This is a genomic window from Kitasatospora sp. NPDC004723, from assembly GCF_040609255.1.
Classification (GTDB): Bacteria; Actinomycetota; Actinomycetes; order Streptomycetales; family Streptomycetaceae; genus Kitasatospora.
Window position 1 is genome coordinate 1 of record NZ_JBEXJT010000044.1, and the last position, 21519, is coordinate 21519.

A 21519-nucleotide genomic window follows, 5' to 3' on the forward strand; every position below is an offset into this window, starting at 1 on the left:
GCCACTTCGCAGCACTTCGCCCCGCCGACCACAAGGTCGACGGGGCGAAACAGAGCCCGAATTAGCCAACAGCATCCCACACGGTTCCGGGCCCCTCGCGGTGGCGCCATGGTTACTTCTTCTCGCCCTTGGGGGCTTCGGCGTCGGTGGACAGCGCGGCGATGAAGGCCTCCTGCGGGACCTCCACGCGGCCGACCATCTTCATCCGCTTCTTGCCTTCCTTCTGCTTCTCCAGCAGCTTCCGCTTACGGGAGATGTCACCGCCGTAGCACTTGGCGAGCACGTCCTTGCGGATCGCGCGGACCGTCTCACGGGCGATCACGCGCGAGCCGATCGCGGCCTGGATCGGCACCTCGAACTGCTGGCGGGGGATCAGCTTCTGCAGCTTGCCGGCCATCATCACGCCGTAGCTGTAGGCCTTGTCCTTGTGCACGATCGCGGAGAACGCGTCCACCGCGTCGCCGTGCAGCAGGATGTCGACCTTCACCAGGCTCGCGGTCTGCTCGCCGATGGGCTCGTAGTCGAGCGAGGCGTAGCCGCGGGTCTTGGACTTCAGCTGGTCGAAGAAGTCGAAGACGATCTCGGCGAGCGGCAGGGTGTAGCGCAGCTCCACCCGGTCCTCGGAGAGGTAGTCCATGCCCTGGAGGTTGCCGCGGCGGGACTGGCAGAGCTCCATGATCGCGCCGACGAACTCGTTCGGCGCCAGGATGGTGCCGCGCACGACCGGCTCGTACACCTCGGCGATCTTGCCGGTGGGGAACTCGCTCGGGTTGGTGACGGTGTGCTCGGTGCCGTCCTCCATGATCACCCGGTAGACCACGTTCGGGGCGGTGGAGATGAGGTCGAGGTTGAACTCGCGCTCCAGGCGCTCCCGGATGATCTCCAGGTGCAGCAGGCCGAGAAAGCCGCAGCGGTAGCCGAAGCCGAGCGCCACCGACGTCTCCGGCTCGTACACCAGGGCCGCGTCGTTCAGCCGCAGCTTGTCCAGCGCGTCGCGCAGCAGCGGGTAGTCCGAGCCGTCCAGCGGGTACAGGCCGGAGAACACCATCGGGCGCGGGTCCTTGTAGCCGCCCAGCGCCTCGGTGGCACCCTTGTGCTGCGAGGTGATGGTGTCACCGACCTTGGACTGCCGGACGTCCTTCACACCGGTGATGATGTAGCCCACCTCGCCGACGCCCAGGCCGTCGGCGACCTTGGGCTCCGGCGAGATGACGCCGATCTCCAGCAGCTCGTGGGTCGCGCCGGTGGACATCATGGCGATGCGCTCGCGCTTGGTCAGCTGGCCGTCGACGACCCTGACGTAGGTGACCACGCCGCGGTAGGCGTCGTACACCGAGTCGAAGATCATCGCGCGGGCCGGGGCGTCCGCGACGCCGACCGGGGCCGGGACGGTGTTGACGATGTGGTCCAGCAGGTCCTCGACGCCCAGACCGGTCTTGGCACTGACCTTCAGGACGTCGCCCGGGTCGCAGCCGATGATGTGCGCGATCTCCTCGGCGTACTTCTCCGGCTGGGCGGCCGGCAGGTCGATCTTGTTCAGCACCGGGACGATCGTGAGGTCGTTCTCCAGCGCCAGGTACAGGTTGGCGAGGGTCTGCGCCTCGATGCCCTGGGCCGCGTCGACGACCAGGACGGTGCCCTCGCAGGCCGCGAGGGAGCGGGACACCTCGTACGTGAAGTCCACGTGGCCCGGGGTGTCGATCATGTTGAGGATGTGCGTGGAACCGGCGTCGGGGCCGGTCCTCGGCGCCCAGGGGAGTCGGACGGCCTGCGACTTGATGGTGATGCCGCGCTCGCGCTCGATGTCCATGCGGTCGAGGTACTGGGCGCGCATCTGCCGCGGGTCGACCACACCGGTGATCTGCAGCATCCGGTCGGCGAGCGTCGACTTGCCGTGGTCGATGTGGGCGATGATGCAGAAGTTGCGGATCAGCGCCGGGTCGGTACGGCTGGGCTCTGGCACATTGCTGGGGGTCGCGGGCACCTTGGTCCGATTCTCCGTTGGTCCGGGGGCCGGGGGTGTCCGGATCATCGCTGACCGGCTTCCCGGGCGACCGGACGGTCGTCCGATCGAGATAGTTCCTCCCATCCTCCCACTTCCCCCGGGCCGGTCGCGCGCCGCCGTCCGGTTCGGGCCTCCCGGCACCCGCCGGAAGGGCCGGCGGGCGCTCTTGCGCCCGGGCGGCGGCACGTCCTGCGCCCGGGCCGCGGCGCGGCAGGGCAGGATGGCCGGCCATGATCCTGGAAAGCGCCCTGCTCGACGTCCGGCCCGGCCGGGAGGAGGAGTTCCTCGCCGCCTTCGCCGAGGCCCGCCCGCTGATCGCCGGCCGGCCCGGCTTCCGCTCGCTGGAGCTGCGCCGCTGCCTGGACGAGGGACGCGGTTCCCGGTTCCTGCTCCAGGTCGGGTGGGAGACCCTCGCCGACCACACCGAGGGCTTCCGGCGCTCCCCCGAGTACCAGCGGTGGCGCGACCTGCTGCACCACTTCTACCGGCCGTTCCCCGAGGTCGAGCACTACGGCGAGCCGGTCCTGCGGGCCTGAGCCGGGTCCGCCCGGTTTTGGCCGGGCCCGGCGCCCCTGGTAGCGTGGGGCGCTGCACCTGGCCTCGGCATGCCCTCTCAGCAGGTCCGACGGCCGCGCGGTGCGGCCCTCCCCCAGCCTCCGGCCGGGAGGGACATCCAGAACCGATGACACAGACTGAGGCTCCTTCGTGGCGAACATCAAGTCCCAGATCAAGCGCAACAAGACCAACGAGAAGGCGCGCCTGCGCAACAAGGCCGTCAAGTCCTCGCTGAAGACCGCGCTGCGCAAGGCCCGTGAGGCCGCTGCCGCCGGCGAGACCGAGAAGGCCACCGAGCTGGCCCGCGCCGCCTCCAAGGCGCTGGACAAGGCCGTGAGCAAGGGCGTCATCCACGCCAACCAGGCCGCCAACAAGAAGTCGGCCATCACCAAGCGCGTCAACACGGCCGCCCAGGCCTGACGCCCCCGGGGCCGCCTCGACGGCCCCACCCCCCTCGGGACGGCCCGGCCCTCTACCCGGACACCCGAGGTGCGCAGCACACTTCGCACCGCACGCGGCCTGCGTTCGCCACGCGGGTGCGGTGCACAGAGATCGATCGGAAGCGTCGGCCGCGCCGCCCCTTCCCCGTACTGCCCGACCGGTTCCCCACCGGCCGGGCAGTTCGCGTTTGCGGGCGTGCTCGGCGGTGGGCACGCCCGCGGGTGGGCGTACTCAGCCGGTCTTCGTCCAGCTCTGGCAGCCCTGCGTCTTGAAGACGACGTCGGACTTCTTGATCGTGACGACGCCCTGCCCCGTCAGGTTCTCGTTGGCGATGATCGAGTCGAGGTCGCCGTCGGCGGCGCGGGCCCGCTCCCAGTAGCACATGCGGCCCGAGCCTCCGGCCGGGCCGGCCGTGCGGTAGGTGCCGGGCCGGATGTCGGTGCCGACCAGGAAGGTGCCGCTGCCGTCGATCGTGTCGGCGGGCGCGGCGGGCGCGGTCTCGGCGAGCGGCGCGGGCGCGGGCGGCGGCGCGGTCACCGTCGCCGTCGTCGTGACGGTCACGGTGACGGCCGGGGCCGGTGGCGCGGACGGTGCCGGGGCGGTGACCGTCACGGTGACGGTCTGCGTGACCGTGGGCTGCGGGACCGGGCCGGTCGCCGCCGCCGTCACCGCCGCCGAGCCGTTGGAACAGGCCGTCAGGGCGGCCAGCAGTCCGGCCGCCGTGACGATCGTGATGGTGCGCGTGCGCAAGGTCCCCCCTGGGACGTACGGCCGATGAGGGCCCCGACCCTACCGGCCGGGGGGAGCGCCACGGTGGCTGTCCCGCCCTCCGGGACGAGCGGTAGGGTCCCGGGTGTCCGGCACCCACGCCGAGGGCCCGAGGGGGGCACACATTGGGGACACCGCCACCGCCGCCACCGTCACCGTCACCGCAGAGTGGCCCCGGTTTCGTCGGCTACCCGCAGCAGCCGCAGCCGTCGGTGCCCGCGCCGACGCCGAACAGCCAGCCCGGCTTCGGGCCGCCGCCCGGTCTGCCCAGCGCGCCGGGTGTACCGGGTGTACCGGCCGCCCCGGGCGGCGGGCGGAGCGGGGGCCTGCGGCGCAACGCGGTGTGGGCGTTCGTCGGCGCGATCCTCGCCTCCGCGGTCTGGACCGGAACCGTCGTCGCGGTGCCCGGCATCGTCCACGGCGAGTCCGGTGCGAAGAGCGTCCGCGGCTACCACGCCGTCGACAAGATCTGTGAAGCGGGCAAGCTCACCGCGTTCCGCGGCAAGTACAAGATGGTGGACAACTACCCGCTGGAACACGCCGGCCGCAGCGGGTCCATGGACGTCATGCGCTGCTACGCGCTGATGAAGCGCACGCCCGGTGACAGCGAGACCACCGACTACGCCACCCTCGACATCCGCGCCGAGCTGCACAAGGCGGTCGACTCCGTGCCCGAGTTCGCCGCCCTGCGGCACTACTTCGAGCAGCAGAAGTACGAGATCACCGACGTGCCCGGCCTCGGCGAGGAGGCCTACCTCGCGTACGGCGACGAGCCGACCAGCTCGGACAAGACCTTCCACGACATCAACTACTACCTGCAGGTCCGCGACGGCGCGATGACGTACTCGCTGTACTGGACGGACAACTACCAGGTCGGCAAGAACCACACACTGGACCGCGAGACCGTGCGCAAGGCCATGACCGACGACACCCGCGACATGCTCAAGGCGATCGGCGGGCCGTAGCGGCGGGCCGCAGCGGCGGGCCCGCTCCGCCCGCGGGGCCGGCCGCGGGCCGCCCGCGGGCTCAGTACGACGGCGGCCGGGAACCGGCTCGGGAGGCCCTGGCCACGGCGACCACGGCCCGCTCCAGCGCGAAGGCCGGGTCGTCGGAACCGCCCTTGACGGCGGCGTCCGCCTGCGCGATCGCGGTCAGCGCCGTGGCCACGCCGTCGCCCGTCCAGCCGCGCATCTGCTGGCGGACCCGCTCGATCTTCCACGGCGGCATGCCCAGCTCGCGCGCCAGGTCCGCCGGACGCATGTTCCGCCCGGCGCTCGCCAGCCGGCCGATGCTGCGCACGCCGGAGGCCAGCGCGTAGGTGATGCCGGTCGGCGGCTGGCCGACGGCGAGCGCCCAGCGCAGCCGCTCCAGCGCCTCGGCGGCCCGGCCGGTGACCGCCAGGTCCGCCACCTCGAAGCCGGTGGCCTCGGCCCGGCCGCTGTAGTAGCGGGCCACCACGGTCTCGTCGATGGCGCCCTCGACGTCGGAGGTCAGCTGGCTGGCGGCGGCCGCCAGCTCGCGCAGGTCGCTGCCGAGCGCGTCCAGCAGGGCCTGGCAGGCCTCCGGGGTCGCCGAACGGCCGAGGGTGCGGAACTCGCCGCGGACGAAGGCCAGCCGCTCGCTCGCCTTGGCGAGCTTGGCGCAGGCCACCTCGCGCCCGCCGGCCTTCCGGGCCGCGTCCAGCAGGCCCTTGCCCTTGGCGCCGCCCGCGTGCACCAGGACCATGATCACTTCGTCGGCGGGGGCCTCGATGTACGCCTTCACCTCCTTGACGGAGTCGGCGGAGAGGTCCTGGGCGGCCCTGACCACGATGACCTTGCGCTCGGCGAAGAGCGACGGGGTGGTCAGCTCGGCCAGGCTGCCCGGCTGCAGGCCGCCCGGCGCGAGGTCCCGCACATCGGTGTCCGGGTCGGCCGCCTTCGCCGCAGCCACCACCTGGGCGACCGCGCGGTCCAGCAGCAGCTCCTCCTGGCCGACCGCGAGGGTCAGCGGGGCGAGCAGGTCGTCGGGTGCACTCTTCCTGGCCATCGTCTACCAGCATCCCACGGGGGACGGACAGCTCCGCCCCTGGAGAATGGGCGGGTGACCGAAGACCCCACAGCCGACCCCGCGACCGATATGCCGGCCGGCTTCGACCCGCACGCCCGGCAGCTGCTCGTCCTGCCCGACCGCGACGCCGCCGAGGAGGCCGCCGAGGAGCTCGGTGCGGACCACCCCGACCTCGGCGAGCTCGAAATCGTCCGCGACGCCCTCGCCGGGGAGGACGACGCCGAGGACGCCCAGTGGCTGGTGGTCGTGGAACCTCCGGAGGACGGCTGGACCCCCGACCGCCTCCGCGCCCTCGACGCCGTCGCCACCTCCTACGAAGGCTGGCGCGAGGAAAGCTGACCCGGTGTGGCCTTCCCTGGAGTAGGAAGTCGGCTCGGCCGACTTCCTACTCCAGGGGGTGGGAGCCCGTACTGCCTGCTTCCGCTCGGCGCTGCGGTCGCCTCGGTTGCCGGGTTGGTCCGCGGCGTAGGAAGTCGGCCGGGCCGACTTCCTACGCCGGGCGGAGGGTCCGCACGCACGTACCGCCCGGGCGGACATCCGGGCCGCCGCGGTGCTCGCCCGGCCCGGCCCGGAAGAATCGTTTTCTCGCGGCCCGCCCCTCCCCTGCCCACCGAGGCGCGACTACGGCTGCGCGCCGGCTGCGGCCGGCGCGCAGCCGGTCCGCCACCCACAAGAACCGATGCCGAGGAAGAGGCCCCTCATCGGCGCTCCGGGCCTCGGCCGGAGCGCCGATGTCACCGTTCACTCCCTCACCCGGATCCACCTTCCGCAGCTCACACCCACACCCACTCGGTGTTCGCCCGGCCCGAGCGCACCGCTCGGGCCGGGCGCGAAGAATCGTTTCTTCCGGGCCCGAGCCCACCCCTCCTTCCCGACCACTTGCCCCCAACCCCAAGCCCCATCCACCCACGTGGTCGGGAAGGAGAGGTGGGGTCACCAGGGCGGCGCGCGCTGGCCTCGGCCAGCACGCGCCGCAAGCATGGCGCCCAGCTTCGCCGTTGGGGTGGCCCTCGGGCGGTGCGGGCCGGGGCCGGGGTGTTCGGCGTGCGGGTGCACGGCGGCGCCGAGGCGGCTCGGGTCGGCGCCCGTCACCGCGATGTCGCCCATCCGGTCCGTTCGCAGCACCGTGGCGCCCAGCGCGCGCAGCCGGTCCACCGTGCGCGGCGACGGGTGCCCGTACGGGTTGTCCGCACCGCAGGAGATCAGGGCCAGCCGGGGACCCAACGCCGCCGTCAACTCCCAGTCCTGGTAGGCCGAACCGTGGTGTGCCACCTTCAACACGTCCACTTTGTTCTCCTTCCCCTCCGCCCTCAACCTGCTCAGCAGGGCCTCCTGAGCCGGCGGCTCCAGATCGCCCAGCAGGGCCATCCGCACACCGCCCGCCAGGGTCACCAGCAGCGCAACACTGGCGTTGTTCGCGCCCGACACGGCCTTCGACTCCTCTCCGTCCGGCCACAGCACCTCCCACGAGACCCCGGCCCCCGCCGACCGGCGCTCGCCGGGACCGGCCCGCATCAGCGCAATCCCGGCCCGCGCCGCCCACTGCGCAACCCGGGCGGCCTCACCCGGTGGATCGTTCACCGTCGTCCCCTGCACCACCCCCACCCGCCGCCCGTGCAGCACGCCCGGCAGCCCCTCGACGTGATCGGCGTGGAAGTGCGTCGCCAGGAAGAGCGGCACCCGGCTGATCCCCAGATCACGCAGACAGCGGTCGGCGTCCTGCGGATCCGGGCCGGCGTCCACCACCACCGCGCTGTCGGGCGGGTCGCCGCTCTCCGGTGCCACCGGCAGCACCAGCATGTCGCCCTGCCCCACGTCGCACATGACCAGCCGCCAGCCCGGCGGAGGCCAGCCGGTCGCGATCCGGGCCAGCGACGGAGGCCGCAGCAACACGGCGAGCAGGACGAGCAGCAGCACGCCCACCGCCACCGGGCGGAGCCTCCCGCGCGGTCGACGCCCACCGGTCCCGTCGGCGGCGCGCCGGGGCAGCAGCGACGGCATCACACAGCAGAGCGCGGCCGTGCCGAGGGCGAGGCTCACCGTGCCGACCCACCCACCCGGCCAGGACAGCCGACCCCCCGGAAGCTCCGCCCCGTGCCGGGCGACCGCGGCCAGCCAGCCGGCCGGGACCGCCGCGGGCTCGGCGAGCAGCCGGGCCAGCGAGGGCGAGAGCGGGTCGAGCGCCAGGACCGCGAAGCCCAGCAGGGTCGCCGGGGCCACCGCCAGCTCGGCCAGCAGGTTGCACGGGATCCCGACGAGGCTGACGTGCCCGGAGAACACCACCGTCACCGGCGCGCAGAGCGCCTGCGCCGCCGCTGTCGCTCCGACGGCGCCCGCGAGGTGATGCGGCCAGCCCCGCGCGCGCAGGGCGTCCGCCCAGCGCGGGCCGAGGACCAGCAGGCCGGCCGTGGCGAGCACCGACAGCAGGAAGCCGAAGGAGCGCGCCAGGTACGGGTCGAGGAGGACCAGCAGCAGGGCCGTGCCCGCCAGCGCCGGCACCGCCTGGCGCGGGCGGCCGGTGGCCAGCGCCAGCAGTCCGATCAGCCCCGTCCCCGCCGCTCTGAGCACGCTGGGCTCCGGGCGGCAGATCGTCACGAAGGCCAGGGTGACGGCGGCGCCGAGCAGCGCCGTGGTGCGCAGCGGGATCCCGAGCAGGGCGGCCAGTCCGCGCCGTTCGGCGGTGCCGGCCCGCCCCGGGGCGCCGAGCAGCACGCCCAGCACGATCGCGAGGTTGGCCCCGCTGACCGCGACCAGGTGGGCCAGGTCGGTGTCCCGGAACGCCTCCCAGAGGTCGTCCGGCAGCCGCGAGGTGTCCCCCACGACGAGGCCGGGCAGCAGTCCGCGCTCGTCCGACGGCAGGCCGTCGGTGGCCGCGCGCAGCCCCGCGCGCAGCCGCCCGGCGATCCGCTGCGGCAGGCTCGGCGGCGCGAGCGTGCGCGGTTCGCCGTGTGCGATCAGCAGCGCCGCCGACTCGCCCCCGCGTTCGCCCGACGGACGGACCGTCACCTCGGCGGCGAGGCGGGTCGAGGGCAGTAGCCGCTCCCACGCGCCGGTGTCCGAGCCGCGGACCAGGACGGTGACCGGCGTGCGGGTGCGGACGGTACGCACGCCCGACCTGCCGGGGAGGGCGCCGTCGGGAACGGCGACGCGGTCCACCACCGCGTCCACGGTGAGCAGTGCCTGGCCGGAACCGGAGCCGGCGCCGTGGGAGACGCGCACGCGCGGGTCACCGGTGAGGGTGAGGTCGACGCCGACCTCGGGTGCCGGGCCGGTGGCGTGCGCGAGTTCGGGCAGTGGCCCGCGGCGCAGGTCGGCGGTGTGCAGGAGAGTGGCCGCCGTGGCGGCGGCAGTGGTGAGCAGCACGGCGGCGAGGGTCACGGTGGCGGACCGGCGGCGGAGCGGGCCGGAGCCCGCACCCGCCCGGCGGGCGAAGAGGACCAGCCCGAGGAGCGCGGTCACGCCCGCCGCCACCGTGAGGGAGGTGACGTGCCCGGGGCCCAGGCCGAGGACCGCGGCCGTCACGGCCCAGGCGGCAACGGCGGGCAGCAGCAGCCGGAGGTCGTTCGGGCGAGGTGGGGCGGGGACGGCAGAAGCAGGAGTGGGGGTGGGAGCAGCGGTGGCGATGACGGCACCTCCTCTCGGGCAGGGGCAGCGGACGGGGGCGGGGTTGTCGGACTGTCAGAGGGTGAGCAGCGGCCGGAGTTCCGTGTAGGTGCGCTCGCCGATCCCGCTCACCTGCCGGAGTTGGTCGAGCGAGCGGAACGTGCCGCCGTGGGAGGCACGGAAGGTGAGGATGCGCTGGGCGAGGGTCGGGCCGACGCCTGGGAGCGTGTCGAGTTGTTCGAGGGTCGCGTGGTTGAGACTGACCGGCTGCTTCGACGCACCGGCAGACGGCGGCCCCGGACCCGCCCCGGTGGCCGGTTGAGGACTCGGCTCGCCGACGAGGATCTGTTCGCCGTCCGCCAGGACGCGGGCCAGGTTGAGGTTCCTGGTGTCCGTCCCGGGCAACGGCCCACCGGCCACCCGCAGGGCGTCCGCAACCCGGGAGCCACCGGGCAGGATGTGCACTCCCGGGGAGCCGACCCGGCCTCCGATGTCGACCACCACGACGGCGCCCGGCGCCGCGCCGCCGGTGTCGCTCGCGTTCGCGCCGCCCGCCGCGCCACCGGCCACGGCCTCGGGCGGGCCCGGCCCGGGGGTGGCGGCGGACGGCACCGAGGCGACGGCGATGGCCGGCACCTCGACCCGCTGCGGCCGTGCCAGCCAGAAGTGCTGCACGCCGTAGCCGACGGTGAGCAGCAGGAGGACGAGGAGACCGACCACCGCCCGCCGGTCGAGCGTCAGCGCATGGCCCGCCCACGGACTCGCCGCGGGCCCCGGCAAGGGCACGGCCTCCTCGGGCGCGGCCCGGTCGGGCCCGGGGCCGCCGGGCGGCGGCGCACCAGGCGGCGGCGCACCGAGTGGCGGCGGTGCAGCGGAGTCGGTCGGCGCCGCGTACACCGGGGGTTCGGTGTCCGGCGGATCCCCGGCCTCGGGCAGGAGGGCCGCCATGCGCAGGCTCGCGGTCTCGTTGACCCGCTGGATCTCGTGGCGCTTGCGTACGCCGATTCGCATGCTCGTCATGCGGAGCACGGTAGGAACCGCGCGGGCAGGGCGCGGAGATTACCGAATGCCTGTGGAAAACCCGGGGGTTGTGGACAAAGAAGCTCACCCTCAGGGGGGAGGAAGGGCGTCAGGCGTTGACAGCCCGTCGCCCGTCACCGGGGTGAGACCACCACCGCCAGCAGCCCCGGTCCGACGTGCGCGCCGATCACCGCCCCCACCTCGCCCACGTAGAGGTCGCGCAGTCCCGGTACCCGTTCCCGCAGGCGCTCGGCGAGCGGCTCGGCCCGGTCCTCCGCCGCCAGGTGGTGGACGGCGATGTCGACCTCCCCCTCCCCCGCCTGCTCGGCCGCGATCTCCTCCAGCCGGGCGATCGCCCGCGACGCCGTGCGGACCTTCTCCAGGGGCTCGATCCGCCCCCCGTCCAGGTGCAGCAGCGGCTTGACCGCGAGCGCCGAGCCGAGCAGCGCCCGCGCGGCGCCGATCCGGCCACCCCTGCGCAGGTACTCCAGGGTGTCGACGTAGAAGAACCCGCTGGTCACGGCCGTGCGCCGCTCGACGGCTGCCACCGTCCCGTCGAGGTCCGCGCCGGCCGCGATCGCCTCGGCCGCCGCCAGCACCCCGTACCCGAGGGCCATCCCGACCAGCTGGCTGTCCACCACCCGCACCGGGACGGGCGCCTCGGCGGCCGCGAGCCGCGCGGCCTCCGCCGTCCCGGACAGCTCGCCGGAGATGTGCACCGAGACGATGCCCCGCGCGCCCGCCTCGGCGGCCGACCGGTAGGCGGCGGCGAAGGACTCCGGGCTGGGCCGGGAGGTGGTGACCCGGTGCTTGCCGCGCAGGGCCTCCGCGACGTCCTTCGGGGAGATCTCGACGCCCTCCGCGCGCACCTCGTCGCCGACCGCGACGCTCAGCGGGATCACGGTGATCCCGTGCCGGTCGACGGCGTGCTGGGGCAGGTAGGCCGTGGAGTCGGTGACAAGTGCGAGGTCGGCGGGCATGAGGCGGAGGTTACTCCCCACCCGGGCCGGACGGCAGCATCCGGGTCACCGCTCGATCGGGCTCAACCGGCCGAGGGCCCGGCGGACGGCTTGCGCAGCCGCTGCGCCAGCTTGGCCACCGGGTCGGCGAGACCGAGCAGGTCCTCGGCGCTGGGCCGGCCGCCGCGGCCGTCGGTGAGCCCGGGCCGGGTCCCGCCCGTCGCCCCCGTCCCAGTGGGCGCACCGGACCCACCGGACCCACCGGCCGAACCGGCCTCGCGCGCCGCACCGGAGACGCCCGAGGCACCCGCAGCACCCGCAGCACCCGCAGCACCCGCAGCACCCGCAGCACCCGCAGCAGTGTCCCAGTGCCGCAGCGCCCCCGCTTCGTTCTCGCACTCCTGACTCAAGCGGCTCAGCTCGTCCTCCGCGAACCGGTGCAGCCGGTCCTGCGCCGCCCAGCGCATGCTCTCCGCCGAGCGCGTGATCCGCTCGGCCCGCTCGCGCAGCTCCGGCAGCTTCGCCGCGACACGCCCGGCGTCCGGCTCGCGCTCCAGCATCCGCAGCTCGCCGTCCAGCTCCGCCGCATGGGCGTCCAGCCGGGCCAGCAGCGCGAGCGACTCGCCGAGCTGGCCGTCCTGCGCGACGGCGCCCTGCAGGACCTGCCGGGTGCCGTCCAACGAGGTGCGCAGGCGCAGGCGGACGGCGGAGATCTGTCCCTGCGGGCCGGTCTGGGTGTAGGTCTTGGCCTTGAGCGTGACGTTCTCGACCGCCCGGCGGGCCTTGGCCTCCTGGCGTTCCATCGTCTCGCCGACCGCCCGGGCGGCCTTGACCAGCCCGACGACGACGAGCACCGCCACCCCGAGCCCGAACAGCACGGAGAGTACGAGCAACACCCCGAGGATCTCCATCACGCGCCACCTTCCGCCAGCCGAACCGGCCCCACCGGGCCCAACGCGGGCCGACCCACCGTGGGTTCCACCGTAGCCCCGGCAGCCGCCCCGCGGGCGGTCGATCAGGGCCGCCGGGCCGGAGTTCAGGGACGGGTTCAGGGACGACTAGGGGTGAACCCCGAGCCCCGAGCCCCAAGCCCTGCGCCCCGAGCCCCAAGCCCTGCGCCCCGAGGCCCAAGCCCCAAGCCTCAAGCCCCGCGCCCATACCCTGCCCGCGCCCCACGCCCGTCCCCCGAAAACGCCGCGGGGCGGACGCTCCCGAAGGAACGCCCGCCCCGCCGCCGGCAGCGGCCTCAGCCGGTGACGATGTTGACCAGCTTCGGCGCCCGCGCGATCACCTTGCGCACCTCGGCCCCGCCGATCGCCGCGACGACCGCCGGGTCGGCCAGCGCCAGCGCCTCCAGCTCGGCGTCCGAGATCGACGGCGCGACCTCCAGCCGGGCCTTGACCTTGCCCTTGACCTGCACCACGCAGGTCACCGTCTCGTCGACGACGTACGCCGGGTCGGCCACCGGGTAGTCGGTGTAGGCCAGCGACTCGCCGTGGCCCAGCCGCCGCCACAGCTCCTCCGCGATGTGCGGGGCCAGCGGGGCGACCGCCAGCACCACCTGCTCGGCCACCGACCGCGGCGTGGATCCACGCTTGACCAGGTAGTTGTTCAGCTCGATCGCCTTGGCGACGGCCGTGTTGAAGCGCAGCCCGGCCATGTCCCCGCGGATGCCGTCGACGGCCTTGTGCAGGGCGCGCAGCGTCGCCTCGTCCGGCTCCTCCTCCGTCACCACCAGCTCGCCGGTCGTCTCGTCGACGATGTTGCGCCACAGCCGCTGCAGGAAGCGGTAGGAGCCGACGACGGCGCGGGTGTCCCACGGGCGGGAGACGTCCAGCGGGCCCATCGACATCTCGTACAGGCGCAGCGTGTCGGCGCCGTACTCGTCGGCGATCTCGTCCGGGGCGACGGCGTTCTTCAGGGACTTGCCCATCTTGCCGGCCTCGCGCTTGACCTGCTCGCCCTGCCAGAAGTACTGGCCGTCGCGCTCCTCGACCTCGGCGGCGGGCACCGGGAAGCCGCGCTCGTCGCGGTAGACGTCGGCGGTGATCATGCCCTGGTTGAACAGCTTGTGGAACGGCTCGACGGACGAGACGTGGCCCAGGTCGTGCAGCACCTTGTGCCAGAAGCGGGCGTACAGCAGGTGCAGGACGGCGTGCTCGGCACCGCCGACGTACAGGTCGGCGCCGCCGCCGGGCTTCTGCTCGGTGGGGCCCAGCCAGTAGCGCTCGTTGGCCGGGTCGACGACCTGCTCGCGGTTGGACGGGTCGATGTAGCGCAGCTCGTACCAGCAGGAGCCGGCCCAGTTGGGCATGGTGTTGGTCTCGCGGCGGTACGTCTTCGGGCCGTCGCCCAGGTCCAGCTCGACGTTGACCCAGTCCTCGTTGCGGGACAGCGGGGTCTTCGGCGTGGAGGTGGAGTCGTACGGGTCGTAGGTGTGCGGCGAGTAGTCGTCGACCTGCGGGACCTCGACGGGCAGCATCGACTCGGGCAGCGCGTGCATGACGCCGTCCTCGTCGTAGACGATCGGGAAGGGCTCGCCCCAGTACCGCTGGCGGCTGAACAGCCAGTCGCGCAGGCGGTAGTTGACGGTGCCTTCGCCGATGCCGCGCGCGGTCAGCCAGGCGGTGACGGCGGCCTTGGCGTCGACGACGCTCAGGCCGTTCAGCGCGATGCCGTCCGCGGTGCCCTCGTCGTGGGCCGAGTTGACGATGACGGAGTCGTAGGTGTCGAACGCGTCGTCCCAGTCGGCCGGGTCCTCGCCGCGCCCGTCGGTGGGCTCGACGACGCAGCGCATCGGCAGGTCGAAGGCGCGCGCGAAGGCGAAGTCGCGGTGGTCGTGGGCGGGGACGGCCATGATGGCGCCGGTGCCGTAGCCCATCAGCACGTAGTCGGCGATGAAGACCGGGACGGGCTCGCCGCTGACCGGGTTGACGGCGTAGGCGCCGGTGAAGACGCCGGTCTTGACCTTGGCCTCGACCTGCCGCTCGACGTCGGACTTGGCGGCCGCGGCGGCGCGGTAGGCGGTGACGGCCTCGCCGGGGGTGGCGGCGCCACCGGTCCACGCCTCGCGGGTGCCCTCGGGCCAGGCGGCGGGCACGATCGTGTCGACCAGCTCGTGCTCGGGGGCCAGGACCATGTAGGTGGCGCCGAACAGGGTGTCGGGGCGGGTGGTGAAGACGGTGATCTTCCGGTCCCCGCCGACGCTGCCGTCACCGACGCTGCCGTCAGCGACGGCGCCGACCCGGAAGTCGACGCGGGCGCCCTCGGAGCGGCCGATCCAGTTGCGCTGCTGCAGCTTGATGGCCTCGGGCCAGTCCAGCAGGTCCAGGTCGGAGATCAGCCGGTCGGAGTAGGCGGTGATCCGCATCATCCACTGGCGCAGGTTGGACTTGAAGACGGGGAAGTTGCCGCGCTCGGAGCGACCGTCGGCGGTGACCTCCTCGTTGGACAGCACGGTGCCCAGGCCGGGGCACCAGTTGACCGGCACCTCCTTGGCGTAGGCCAGCCGGTACTCGCCCAGCACGTCCTCGCGCTCGGCGCCGTTCAGCTCGGACCAGGCACGGCCGCCGGGGACCTCACGGCCGCCGTTCTCGAACTCGGCGACCAGCTCGGCGATCGGGCGGGCCTTGGCGGCCTGCTCGTCGTACCAGGAGTCGAAGATCTGCAGGAAGATCCACTGCGTCCAGCGGTAGTACTCGGGGTCGATCGTGGCGATCGAGCGGCGCGGGTCGTGGCCCAGGCCCAGCCGGCGCAGCTGCTGGCGCATGTTGGCGATGTTGGCCTCGGTGGAGACCCGCGGGTGGGTGCCGGTCTGCACGGCGTACTGCTCGGCGGGCAGGCCGAAGGAGTCGTAGCCCAGGGTGTGCAGGACGTTGTAGCCGTTCATCCGCTGGTAGCGGGCGAAGACGTCGGTGGCGATGTAGCCCAGCGGGTGGCCGACGTGCAGGCCGGCGCCCGACGGGTACGGGAACATGTCCATGATGAAGCTGTGCGGCTTCGCGGCGACGTCGGCGCCGGCCGGGTCGACCAGGTCGCCGGCCGGGTTGGGGGCGTGGAACGTCCCCTCCTTCTCCCAGATGTCCTGCCAGCGGGACTCGATCTCCGCCGCCAGGGCGGCGCTGTACCGGAACGGCGCGGTCGCGGTGTCGGCCGCACCGGACGCAGGGGTCGTCTCGCTCATGGTCCTTCAAGCTCCATCGATGTCAGTTGGCGAACCGGCGTACAGGGCCGGCGGCGGGACGGGTGCCCGGGCGTGGCCCGGACGGACGCCGGGCGGCGGGCCCGGGCGGAAAACAAAAAAGCCCCTCGCAGGAGGGGGTGCCACGCCGACTCCGGCTCCGCCCTCGGGCGTGGCCGGTCCTGGTCAGCGCGGCCGACTAAGGAGCAGGCGCGCGGTTCGCATGGGCTCAGGGTACCGCAAGGGGGTCGGCCGCCTCCCGGGGATATCGCCGACGCGCCTTCCGCCCCGCGCCCCGCCACCCGGCGCTACGACCCCTCCGACGTGCCCACGCCCGCACGCGATGCACCCGCCGAGCCCGCCCCCTCCCCGCCCACCGGGCCCCCACCGACCGAACCCGCACCCGTCGCACCCGCCCCCGCGCCCGCCACGCCGCCCCCCGCCGACCGGAACGCCGCGTCGATCCCCCGCAGCGCCCGCGCCACCCGCTCCGACTGCATCCCCGCCGCCAGCGCCCGCGCCCGGTCCGCGGTGCGCGCCGCCTCGACGGTGTCGCCCGCCAGCCGCTGCGAGTCGGCCAGCCGGACCATCAGCAGCGCCCGCACCCGCGCCCGGCCCGGCCCCAGACCGCCCACCGCCTCGGCCAGCAGCGCCTGCGCCCGCCCGTGCTCGCCCAGGAACAGGTACCCCTCCCCCACCATCCCCGCGAGGTCCGCCCGCTCCTCGCCCCCGGCGCCGCCCGGGGCCCCGTCCAGCTCCGCGAACGCCCGCCCCGCCGTCTCGGCGAGCCCGGCCGCGTCGCCGCGCCGCCCGTGGGCGCGGGCGATCCGGCCGAGCTGCAGCGCCCGGTCGGCCGGGCCGAGCCCGTCCCCGGCCGCCGCCACCGCCTGCGCGAGCACCGTGACCACGTCGAGCCCGCGCCCGCCCGCGCTCCAGGTGGCCAGCACCACCAGGCCGCCGAGCACCGCCACCCCGTCCCGGCGCCCGCCGCTCAGGTGGGCGGCGCGCAGCGCGGCGGCGAACGCCCGCTGCGCGGTGGCGTCGTGGCCGAGGTCGAAGGCGGCCCAGGCGGCGAGCCGGGCGAGGCGGCCCGCCGCGCCGTACAGCGCCCGGCCGAGCGGTTCGTCGTACCCGCCGAGCTCCAGCAGCTTGGCGACCATGGCCAGTTCAGCGCGGACGGGGCCGAGGACGAGGCCGCCGCCGCAGGACCGTTCCAGCCGCACTTTGCTGCGGTGGGTGGCGGCGAGTTCGCCGATCAGTGCCGGGTCGACGCGCAGCGCGCCGTCGCCGGAGAGGGCGGGCGGCGGGGTGGCCAGCCGGCGGGCGGCCTCGGCGACGTCGGCGCCGCGGAAGAGGTCGGTGAGACGTACGGGGCCGGCGTCGGCGGCGGTCTCGCGCAGCGCGGTCTGCGCGGTGTCCGCGGTCCACGGGTCGGTGAGCAGGCGCGGGGAGAGGATCTTGGCGCCGCGGTGGCCGCCCATCGGGCCCCAGAGCTGCTCGTAGGTGACGGCGATGCCGAGGGTGCGGGCGAGCACCTCGCAGACGGCCTGGTCGTGGGGGCTGCGCGGGACCATGCCGCGGTCGCGCCATTTGTAGGGGGCGGTGGAGCTGATCGCGAGCCGGGCCGGGACGGTGAGGTTGACCTCGCGGGCGAGCCGCTCCGGGCTCCAGCCGAGCTGGTGGAGAATCCGGGCGAGTTCCTCGTTGCGTCTGCGCTCCAGATCGGCCATGGATCCGACGGTAGCGGTCCGCCGGGGGCCCGTGCCGGGAGGTCGTGGAAAAGCCGGGAACGCCGAAGGCCGCCTCCCGTAGCGGGAGGCGGCCTTCGTTTCCTGTGGAGCTACGGGGAATTGAACCCCGGACCTCTTGCATGCCATGCAAGCGCTCTACCAACTGAGCTACAGCCCCTTGACCTGCGATGTCACCGGGGGTTTCGTTCCGTTTCCCTCGGCGACATCGACTACTTTACACGGTCCGGGGGGTGCTCCACGAATCCGTTCCCGCGAGGGCCCCCTACCCGCCCGCCGACCGCTCCTCCCGGACCTCCGCGACGGCCCCGGCGCGGCCGGTGACCGCACCCCGGGCGGCACCCCGGGCGGCACGTCGGCGAGCCGGCGTGGGAGGAGTTCGCGCGCTCGCTGCTGGAGGCGAGCGAGGAGTTCCGGAAGCTGTGGGCCCGGCAGGAGGTGTCCTCGCGGCGGACGTCGCTGAAGGTGTTCCGGCACCCGCGGGTGGGCGTGCTGCGGCTGAACGCGACGTACCTGACGATCCCGGGGATCCCGGAGGCGTACGTCGCCGTCCACACCCCGGACGGGCCGGAGGACCGCGCGCGGGTGGAGCGGCTGGCGGCGCTGGGGCCGGGCGGCTGGACCGCCCCCTGCGACCACGCCCGTACCGGGCCCACCGGGTGAGCCCCCGCCCGCCGCACGGGGAGCGGCGGGAACGCCGGAAGGCCGCCACCCATCGGGTGACGGCCTTCCGTAGTCTGTGGAGCTACGGGGAATTGAACCCCGGACCTCTTGCATGCCATGCAAGCGCTCTACCAACTGAGCTACAGCCCCGCGACACACGTGGTCCTCGCGGACCCCGGGTGCGGAGTGGAGCTACGGGGAATTGAACCCCGGACCTCTTGCATGCCATGCAAGCGCTCTACCAACTGAGCTACAGCCCCTCACTCGCCGGATTTCCCGCTTCCCTTCCGGGCCGCTTTCCCTCCGTGCGAACGAGGAAGACTCTAACCGCAAAGGCCCGGAACTGCGAAATCCGCTCCCCGGGGCCCCCTCCGCACCCTCACCCGGGGGACCTCAGGTGTCGTCGCCGATGACGGGCTGGGGCAGGGTGCCCGCGTTGTGCTCCAGCAGCCGCCAGCCCCGCGCGCCGCGGCCCAGCACGGACCAGCAGCAGTTCGACAGTCCGCCGAAGCACTCCCACAGCGCCGGCTCCAGGCCGAGCATCCGCCCGAGCATGGTGCGGATGGTGCCGCCGTGGCTGACCACGACCAGCGTGCCGCCGTCGGGCAGCTTGCCGGCCGCGTCGAGCACCACCGGCACGGAACGGTCGGCGACCTCGGTCGCGAGCTCACCGCCGCCGCGCCGGACCGGCTCGCCGCGGGTCCACGCCGCGTACTCCTCGGGGTGGCGCTCACGGATCTCCGCGTTGGTCAGCCCCTGCCAGGAGCCCGCGTAGGTCTCGCGCAGGCCCTCGTGGTGCTCGACGTCCAGGCCGGTGACCTCGGCCAGCTCCTCGGCGGTGCGCCGGGCCCGCTGGAGGTCGGAGGAGATCAGCAGGTCCGGACGCAGGCCGGAGAGCAGCCGGGCGGCCCGCTGGGCCTGCAGCACGCCCTGCCCGGTCAGTTCGATGTCCGTGGTGCCCTGGAAGCGGGATTCGAGGTTCCAGGAGGTCTGGCCGTGCCGCCAGAAGACGATGCGCGGACCCCGCGCGTCCCGGCTCAGCTGTAGTCCTCGGCGCCGAAGTCGTCCGCCGGGGCGACCTCGGCCGGGGCGACGGCGTTGCCGGCCGCGTCGGTGTGGGCGTCGGGGCGGTTGCGGGAGGCGATGGCGTCCTCCGGCAGCGCCAGCTCGGGGCAGTCCTTCCAGAGGCGGTCCAGCGAGTAGAAGGAGCGCTCCTCGGAGTGCTGGACGTGCACGACGATGTCGAGGTAGTCGAGCAGGATCCAGCGGCCCTCGCGCTCGCCCTCCCGGCGCACCGGCTTGATGTCCAGCTTCTCGCGCAGCTGGTCCTCGATCTCCTCGGCGATCGAGCGGACCTGGCGGTCGTTGCTCGCGGAGGCGATCAGGAAGGCGTCGGTGATCGACAGCACCTCGCTGACGTCGAACGCGACGATGTTGTGGGCCAGCTTGTCGGCCGCCGCCTGGGCGGCGACGTTGATGAGTTCCTGGCTGTGCTCAGTGGCGGTCACGGTGTTCTTCCGGCTCGGCGGCTTGGGGGCGCCCCGGGCGCGGCGCGCCGGGGATCGCCTTCCAGGATCTCACGCCGTCCGGGCGGCCCCGGAACCGTTTTTCCGGGGCCGCCCGCCCGTCCGCGGCCGGGCTACTGGGCCTTCGGCGGCGCGTAGTCCTTGCCGAGGACGACGACCAGGTCGGCGTTCTGCGCGTCGGTGACCTTCTTCACCGCCGTCTCCGGCAGGTTGAGGCTGGTCGCCAGCGACTTCGCGGCGGCCTGCCGGGCGTCGTCGGTGTAGCGGATCTCACTGGCCGGCTGCGGGGTGCCCTTGGCGCCGCCGGGCACGAAGGTCAGGCCCGCGTTGACCACCTGGACCTGGGCGGCGGCGGCCGCCTGGTCGTTGCCGGTGGCGTCCAGGAGGGAGACCCGGGCCGGCGCGTCACCGCTGGTCGCGGCCTTGACGGTGCCGCCGAGCACCTCCTTGACCTGCTGGCCGGCGGTGGCCTCGTCGAGCGAGCCGTCCGGCTTGACGGTCAGCGCGCTGGTGCCGAACCGGCCGTCCTTGGCGAGCTGCGCCATCTGTGCGAGCACCCCGGCGAGCGCGTCCTCGGGCAGCGAGGGGTCGAGCACCGCGTTCATCCGGTGCACGTCGTCCTTGGCCTCCTTGAACTCGACCGGCATGGTGCGCACCACGGCGTCCATCACCTGGCCGAACCGGGCGAGCTGCGCGTCGCGGTTCTCGCCGCCGTTCTGCAGGGTGGCGTAGGCCACCGCCGCCTTCCCGCTCAGCAGGGTGTTCTTGCCCGCGGCGGCGAGCACCTTGCCGTCCGGCTTGCCCCCGTCGTGGACCTCGGCGTTGGTGTCCACCCGGACGCCGCCGAGCTGGGCCACCAGCAGTTCCAGGTACGGGGTGTCGAGCCGCCAGGTGCCGGCGACCGGGGCGCCGAGCACGGTGGTCAGGCCGTCGCGGGTGCCGGAGGCGCCGAGGGTGTCCATGGCCTGGCCGATCGTGGTGACCGGCGGGTCGCCGGGGCCGGGCAGCCGCAGCGTGTCCGGCAGCAGCAGGACGGTGCCCTTGCGGCCGGAGGCGTCGTTGACCAGCAGCGCGCTGGAGACCTTGCCCTGGAGGTCGCGCAGGTGGACGACGTTGACCTGGCGCGGTCCGGCGGCGCCGGCCGCGCTCTTCCCGTCGCCGCCGGTGAACCAGAGGTAGCCGCCGGTGCCGGCCGCGGCGAGCGCGAGGACCACGCCGGCGCCGATCAGCCGGGTGCGCAGCTTGCGGCGGCGCTCGGCGCGCACCTCGCTGCGGGACTCGGCGAACTTCAGCCAGTCGATGACGTCCTCGGACTTCTCCGCCTCGTCGTCGACGAAGGTGAACTCGTCCGTGGGGTAGCCGTCCTCGGCGCCGCCGGCGGCGCTCCTGGCCCGGGCCGGGCGGGCACCGCCGACCTGCTCGGACGGCGCCGCGGGCCGGGCGGGGGCGGCCGGCTCTGCGGCGGCCGGGCGCGGCACCCGGGGGCGCGGCGGCGCCACGGCGGGCGCGGGCGTGGGCGCGGGCGCGGCGGGCTCCGCCGCCGGCTCCGGCTCGACGACGGCCGGCATCGGCGCCGTCGCGTACGCCTGCGGCTGCTCGTACGGCTGCGGCTGCTGGTAGCCCTGCTGCCCCTGCTGGTACTGGTCCTGGTAGCCGTATCCGCCCTGCTGCTGGTACCCCTGCGGCACCTGCTGCCCGTACGGTCCCGGCTGCTCGTACGAGGGCTCGTACGCGGGCTCGTAGGAGGTCTGGTACCCCTGCTGCTGGTACTGGTCCTGGTAGCCGTACTGCCCCTGGCCGTGGGGTGCGGACTGCACCGGCCGGCCGTACTGGTCGTACTGCTCGTACTGGCCCGGCTGCTCGTACTGGCCGGGCTGCCCGGGCTGCTGCTCGTAGCCGTCCTGCTGCTGGTAGGGCTGGTACTGCTGGTACTGCCCGGTCGACCAGTCGTCCGGCTGTCCGGGCTGCTGCCCCTGAGGTCCCCTGCGCTCGCTCATCCGTC

Annotated in this window: 16 protein-coding genes, 3 tRNA genes and 1 pseudogene; 5 read left to right on the forward strand and 15 right to left on the reverse strand. The window is 74.1% G+C overall.

The features are described from left to right. Positions 1 to 112: 112 nt before the first annotated feature. A complete protein-coding gene (lepA, locus tag ABZW10_RS30455) occupies positions 113 to 1984 on the reverse strand; it encodes a translation elongation factor 4 (protein WP_355372208.1) in 1872 nt (623 codons plus the stop codon). Between the two features lie 251 nt (positions 1985 to 2235). Here lepA and ABZW10_RS30460 point away from each other — a divergent pair, with 251 nt between their 5' ends. Then, positions 2236 to 2541, forward strand: a complete 306-nt coding sequence (locus tag ABZW10_RS30460; protein WP_355372210.1) for an antibiotic biosynthesis monooxygenase — start codon at positions 2236 to 2238, stop codon at positions 2539 to 2541. Between the two features lie 169 nt (positions 2542 to 2710). Beyond that, complete coding sequence (gene rpsT / locus ABZW10_RS30465; RefSeq protein ID WP_355269285.1) at positions 2711 to 2980, forward strand: 30S ribosomal protein S20; 270 nt, start codon at positions 2711 to 2713, stop codon at positions 2978 to 2980. A gap of 252 nt (positions 2981 to 3232) precedes the next feature. On the opposite strand, the gene ABZW10_RS30470 is transcribed toward rpsT, so the two are convergent. Next, positions 3233 to 3751 carry a hypothetical protein gene (locus tag ABZW10_RS30470; protein ID WP_355372213.1) on the reverse strand — a complete coding sequence of 173 codons (519 nt, stop codon included), beginning with the start codon at positions 3749 to 3751 and terminating at the stop codon, positions 3233 to 3235. Positions 3752 to 3981: 230 nt separating this feature from the next. Here ABZW10_RS30470 and ABZW10_RS30475 point away from each other — a divergent pair, with 230 nt between their 5' ends. Further along, entirely contained in the window at positions 3982 to 4734 is a 753-nt protein-coding gene (locus ABZW10_RS30475; RefSeq protein ID WP_355372216.1) for a hypothetical protein, read from the forward strand. A gap of 61 nt (positions 4735 to 4795) precedes the next feature. Here the strand turns inward: ABZW10_RS30475 and holA are convergent, their stop codons facing one another. Beyond that, positions 4796 to 5797: a DNA polymerase III subunit delta gene (gene holA, locus ABZW10_RS30480; RefSeq protein WP_355372219.1), complete on the reverse strand. Its 1002-nt coding sequence runs from the start codon at positions 5795 to 5797 to the stop codon at positions 4796 to 4798. A gap of 90 nt (positions 5798 to 5887) precedes the next feature. Here holA and ABZW10_RS30485 point away from each other — a divergent pair, with 90 nt between their 5' ends. Further along, on the forward strand, positions 5888 to 6157 hold the full coding sequence (locus ABZW10_RS30485; protein ID WP_355372347.1) for a hypothetical protein: 270 nt from the start codon (positions 5888 to 5890) through the stop codon (positions 6155 to 6157). A 594-nt stretch (positions 6158 to 6751) separates the two neighbouring features. On the opposite strand, the gene ABZW10_RS30490 is transcribed toward ABZW10_RS30485, so the two are convergent. The 7 genes from ABZW10_RS30490 to ABZW10_RS30520 form a co-directional block, all read right to left on the reverse strand. After that, positions 6752 to 9340 (reverse strand): ComEC/Rec2 family competence protein, encoded by a 2589-nt coding sequence (locus tag ABZW10_RS30490; protein ID WP_355372222.1) that lies wholly within the window; start codon positions 9338 to 9340, stop codon positions 6752 to 6754. Positions 9341 to 9496: 156 nt separating this feature from the next. After that, a complete protein-coding gene (locus ABZW10_RS30495; protein ID WP_355372224.1) occupies positions 9497 to 10441 on the reverse strand; it encodes a ComEA family DNA-binding protein in 945 nt (314 codons plus the stop codon). A 134-nt stretch (positions 10442 to 10575) separates the two neighbouring features. Beyond that, positions 10576 to 11421, reverse strand: coding sequence for a DegV family protein (locus ABZW10_RS30500; protein ID WP_355372227.1), 846 nt, complete (start codon positions 11419 to 11421; stop codon positions 10576 to 10578). Positions 11422 to 11483: 62 nt separating this feature from the next. Further along, on the reverse strand, positions 11484 to 12311 hold the full coding sequence (locus ABZW10_RS30505) for a hypothetical protein (protein WP_355372230.1): 828 nt from the start codon (positions 12309 to 12311) through the stop codon (positions 11484 to 11486). A gap of 335 nt (positions 12312 to 12646) precedes the next feature. Next, a complete protein-coding gene (gene leuS / locus ABZW10_RS30510) occupies positions 12647 to 15583 on the reverse strand; it encodes a leucine--tRNA ligase (protein WP_355372232.1) in 2937 nt (978 codons plus the stop codon). A 305-nt stretch (positions 15584 to 15888) separates the two neighbouring features. After that, positions 15889 to 17310, reverse strand: coding sequence for a hypothetical protein (locus ABZW10_RS30515; protein ID WP_355372235.1), 1422 nt, complete (start codon positions 17308 to 17310; stop codon positions 15889 to 15891). A 105-nt stretch (positions 17311 to 17415) separates the two neighbouring features. Next, a tRNA-Ala gene (locus tag ABZW10_RS30520) sits at positions 17416 to 17488 on the reverse strand. Between the two features lie 194 nt (positions 17489 to 17682). On the opposite strand from ABZW10_RS30520, the pseudogene ABZW10_RS30525 reads away from it, so the two are divergent. After that, positions 17683 to 17991 (forward strand): annotated as a pseudogene (locus tag ABZW10_RS30525) (hypothetical protein); the annotation flags it as partial. A gap of 77 nt (positions 17992 to 18068) precedes the next feature. Here ABZW10_RS30525 and ABZW10_RS30530 read toward each other — a convergent pair. From ABZW10_RS30530 to ABZW10_RS30550, 5 genes are all read right to left on the reverse strand, one after another. Continuing rightward, a tRNA-Ala gene (locus tag ABZW10_RS30530) sits at positions 18069 to 18141 on the reverse strand. A gap of 37 nt (positions 18142 to 18178) precedes the next feature. Beyond that, a tRNA-Ala gene (locus ABZW10_RS30535) sits at positions 18179 to 18251 on the reverse strand. 133 nt (positions 18252 to 18384) lie between these two features. Then, on the reverse strand, positions 18385 to 19032 hold the full coding sequence (locus tag ABZW10_RS30540) for a histidine phosphatase family protein (protein ID WP_355372349.1): 648 nt from the start codon (positions 19030 to 19032) through the stop codon (positions 18385 to 18387). After that, positions 19029 to 19499 (reverse strand): ribosome silencing factor, encoded by a 471-nt coding sequence (gene rsfS, locus ABZW10_RS30545; protein ID WP_355372238.1) that lies wholly within the window; start codon positions 19497 to 19499, stop codon positions 19029 to 19031. The genes ABZW10_RS30540 and rsfS overlap by 4 nt, the downstream gene beginning before the upstream one ends. 131 nt (positions 19500 to 19630) lie before the next feature. After that, entirely contained in the window at positions 19631 to 21514 is a 1884-nt protein-coding gene (locus ABZW10_RS30550; protein ID WP_355372241.1) for a LytR C-terminal domain-containing protein, read from the reverse strand. Between the last annotated feature and the right edge of the window lie 5 nt (positions 21515 to 21519).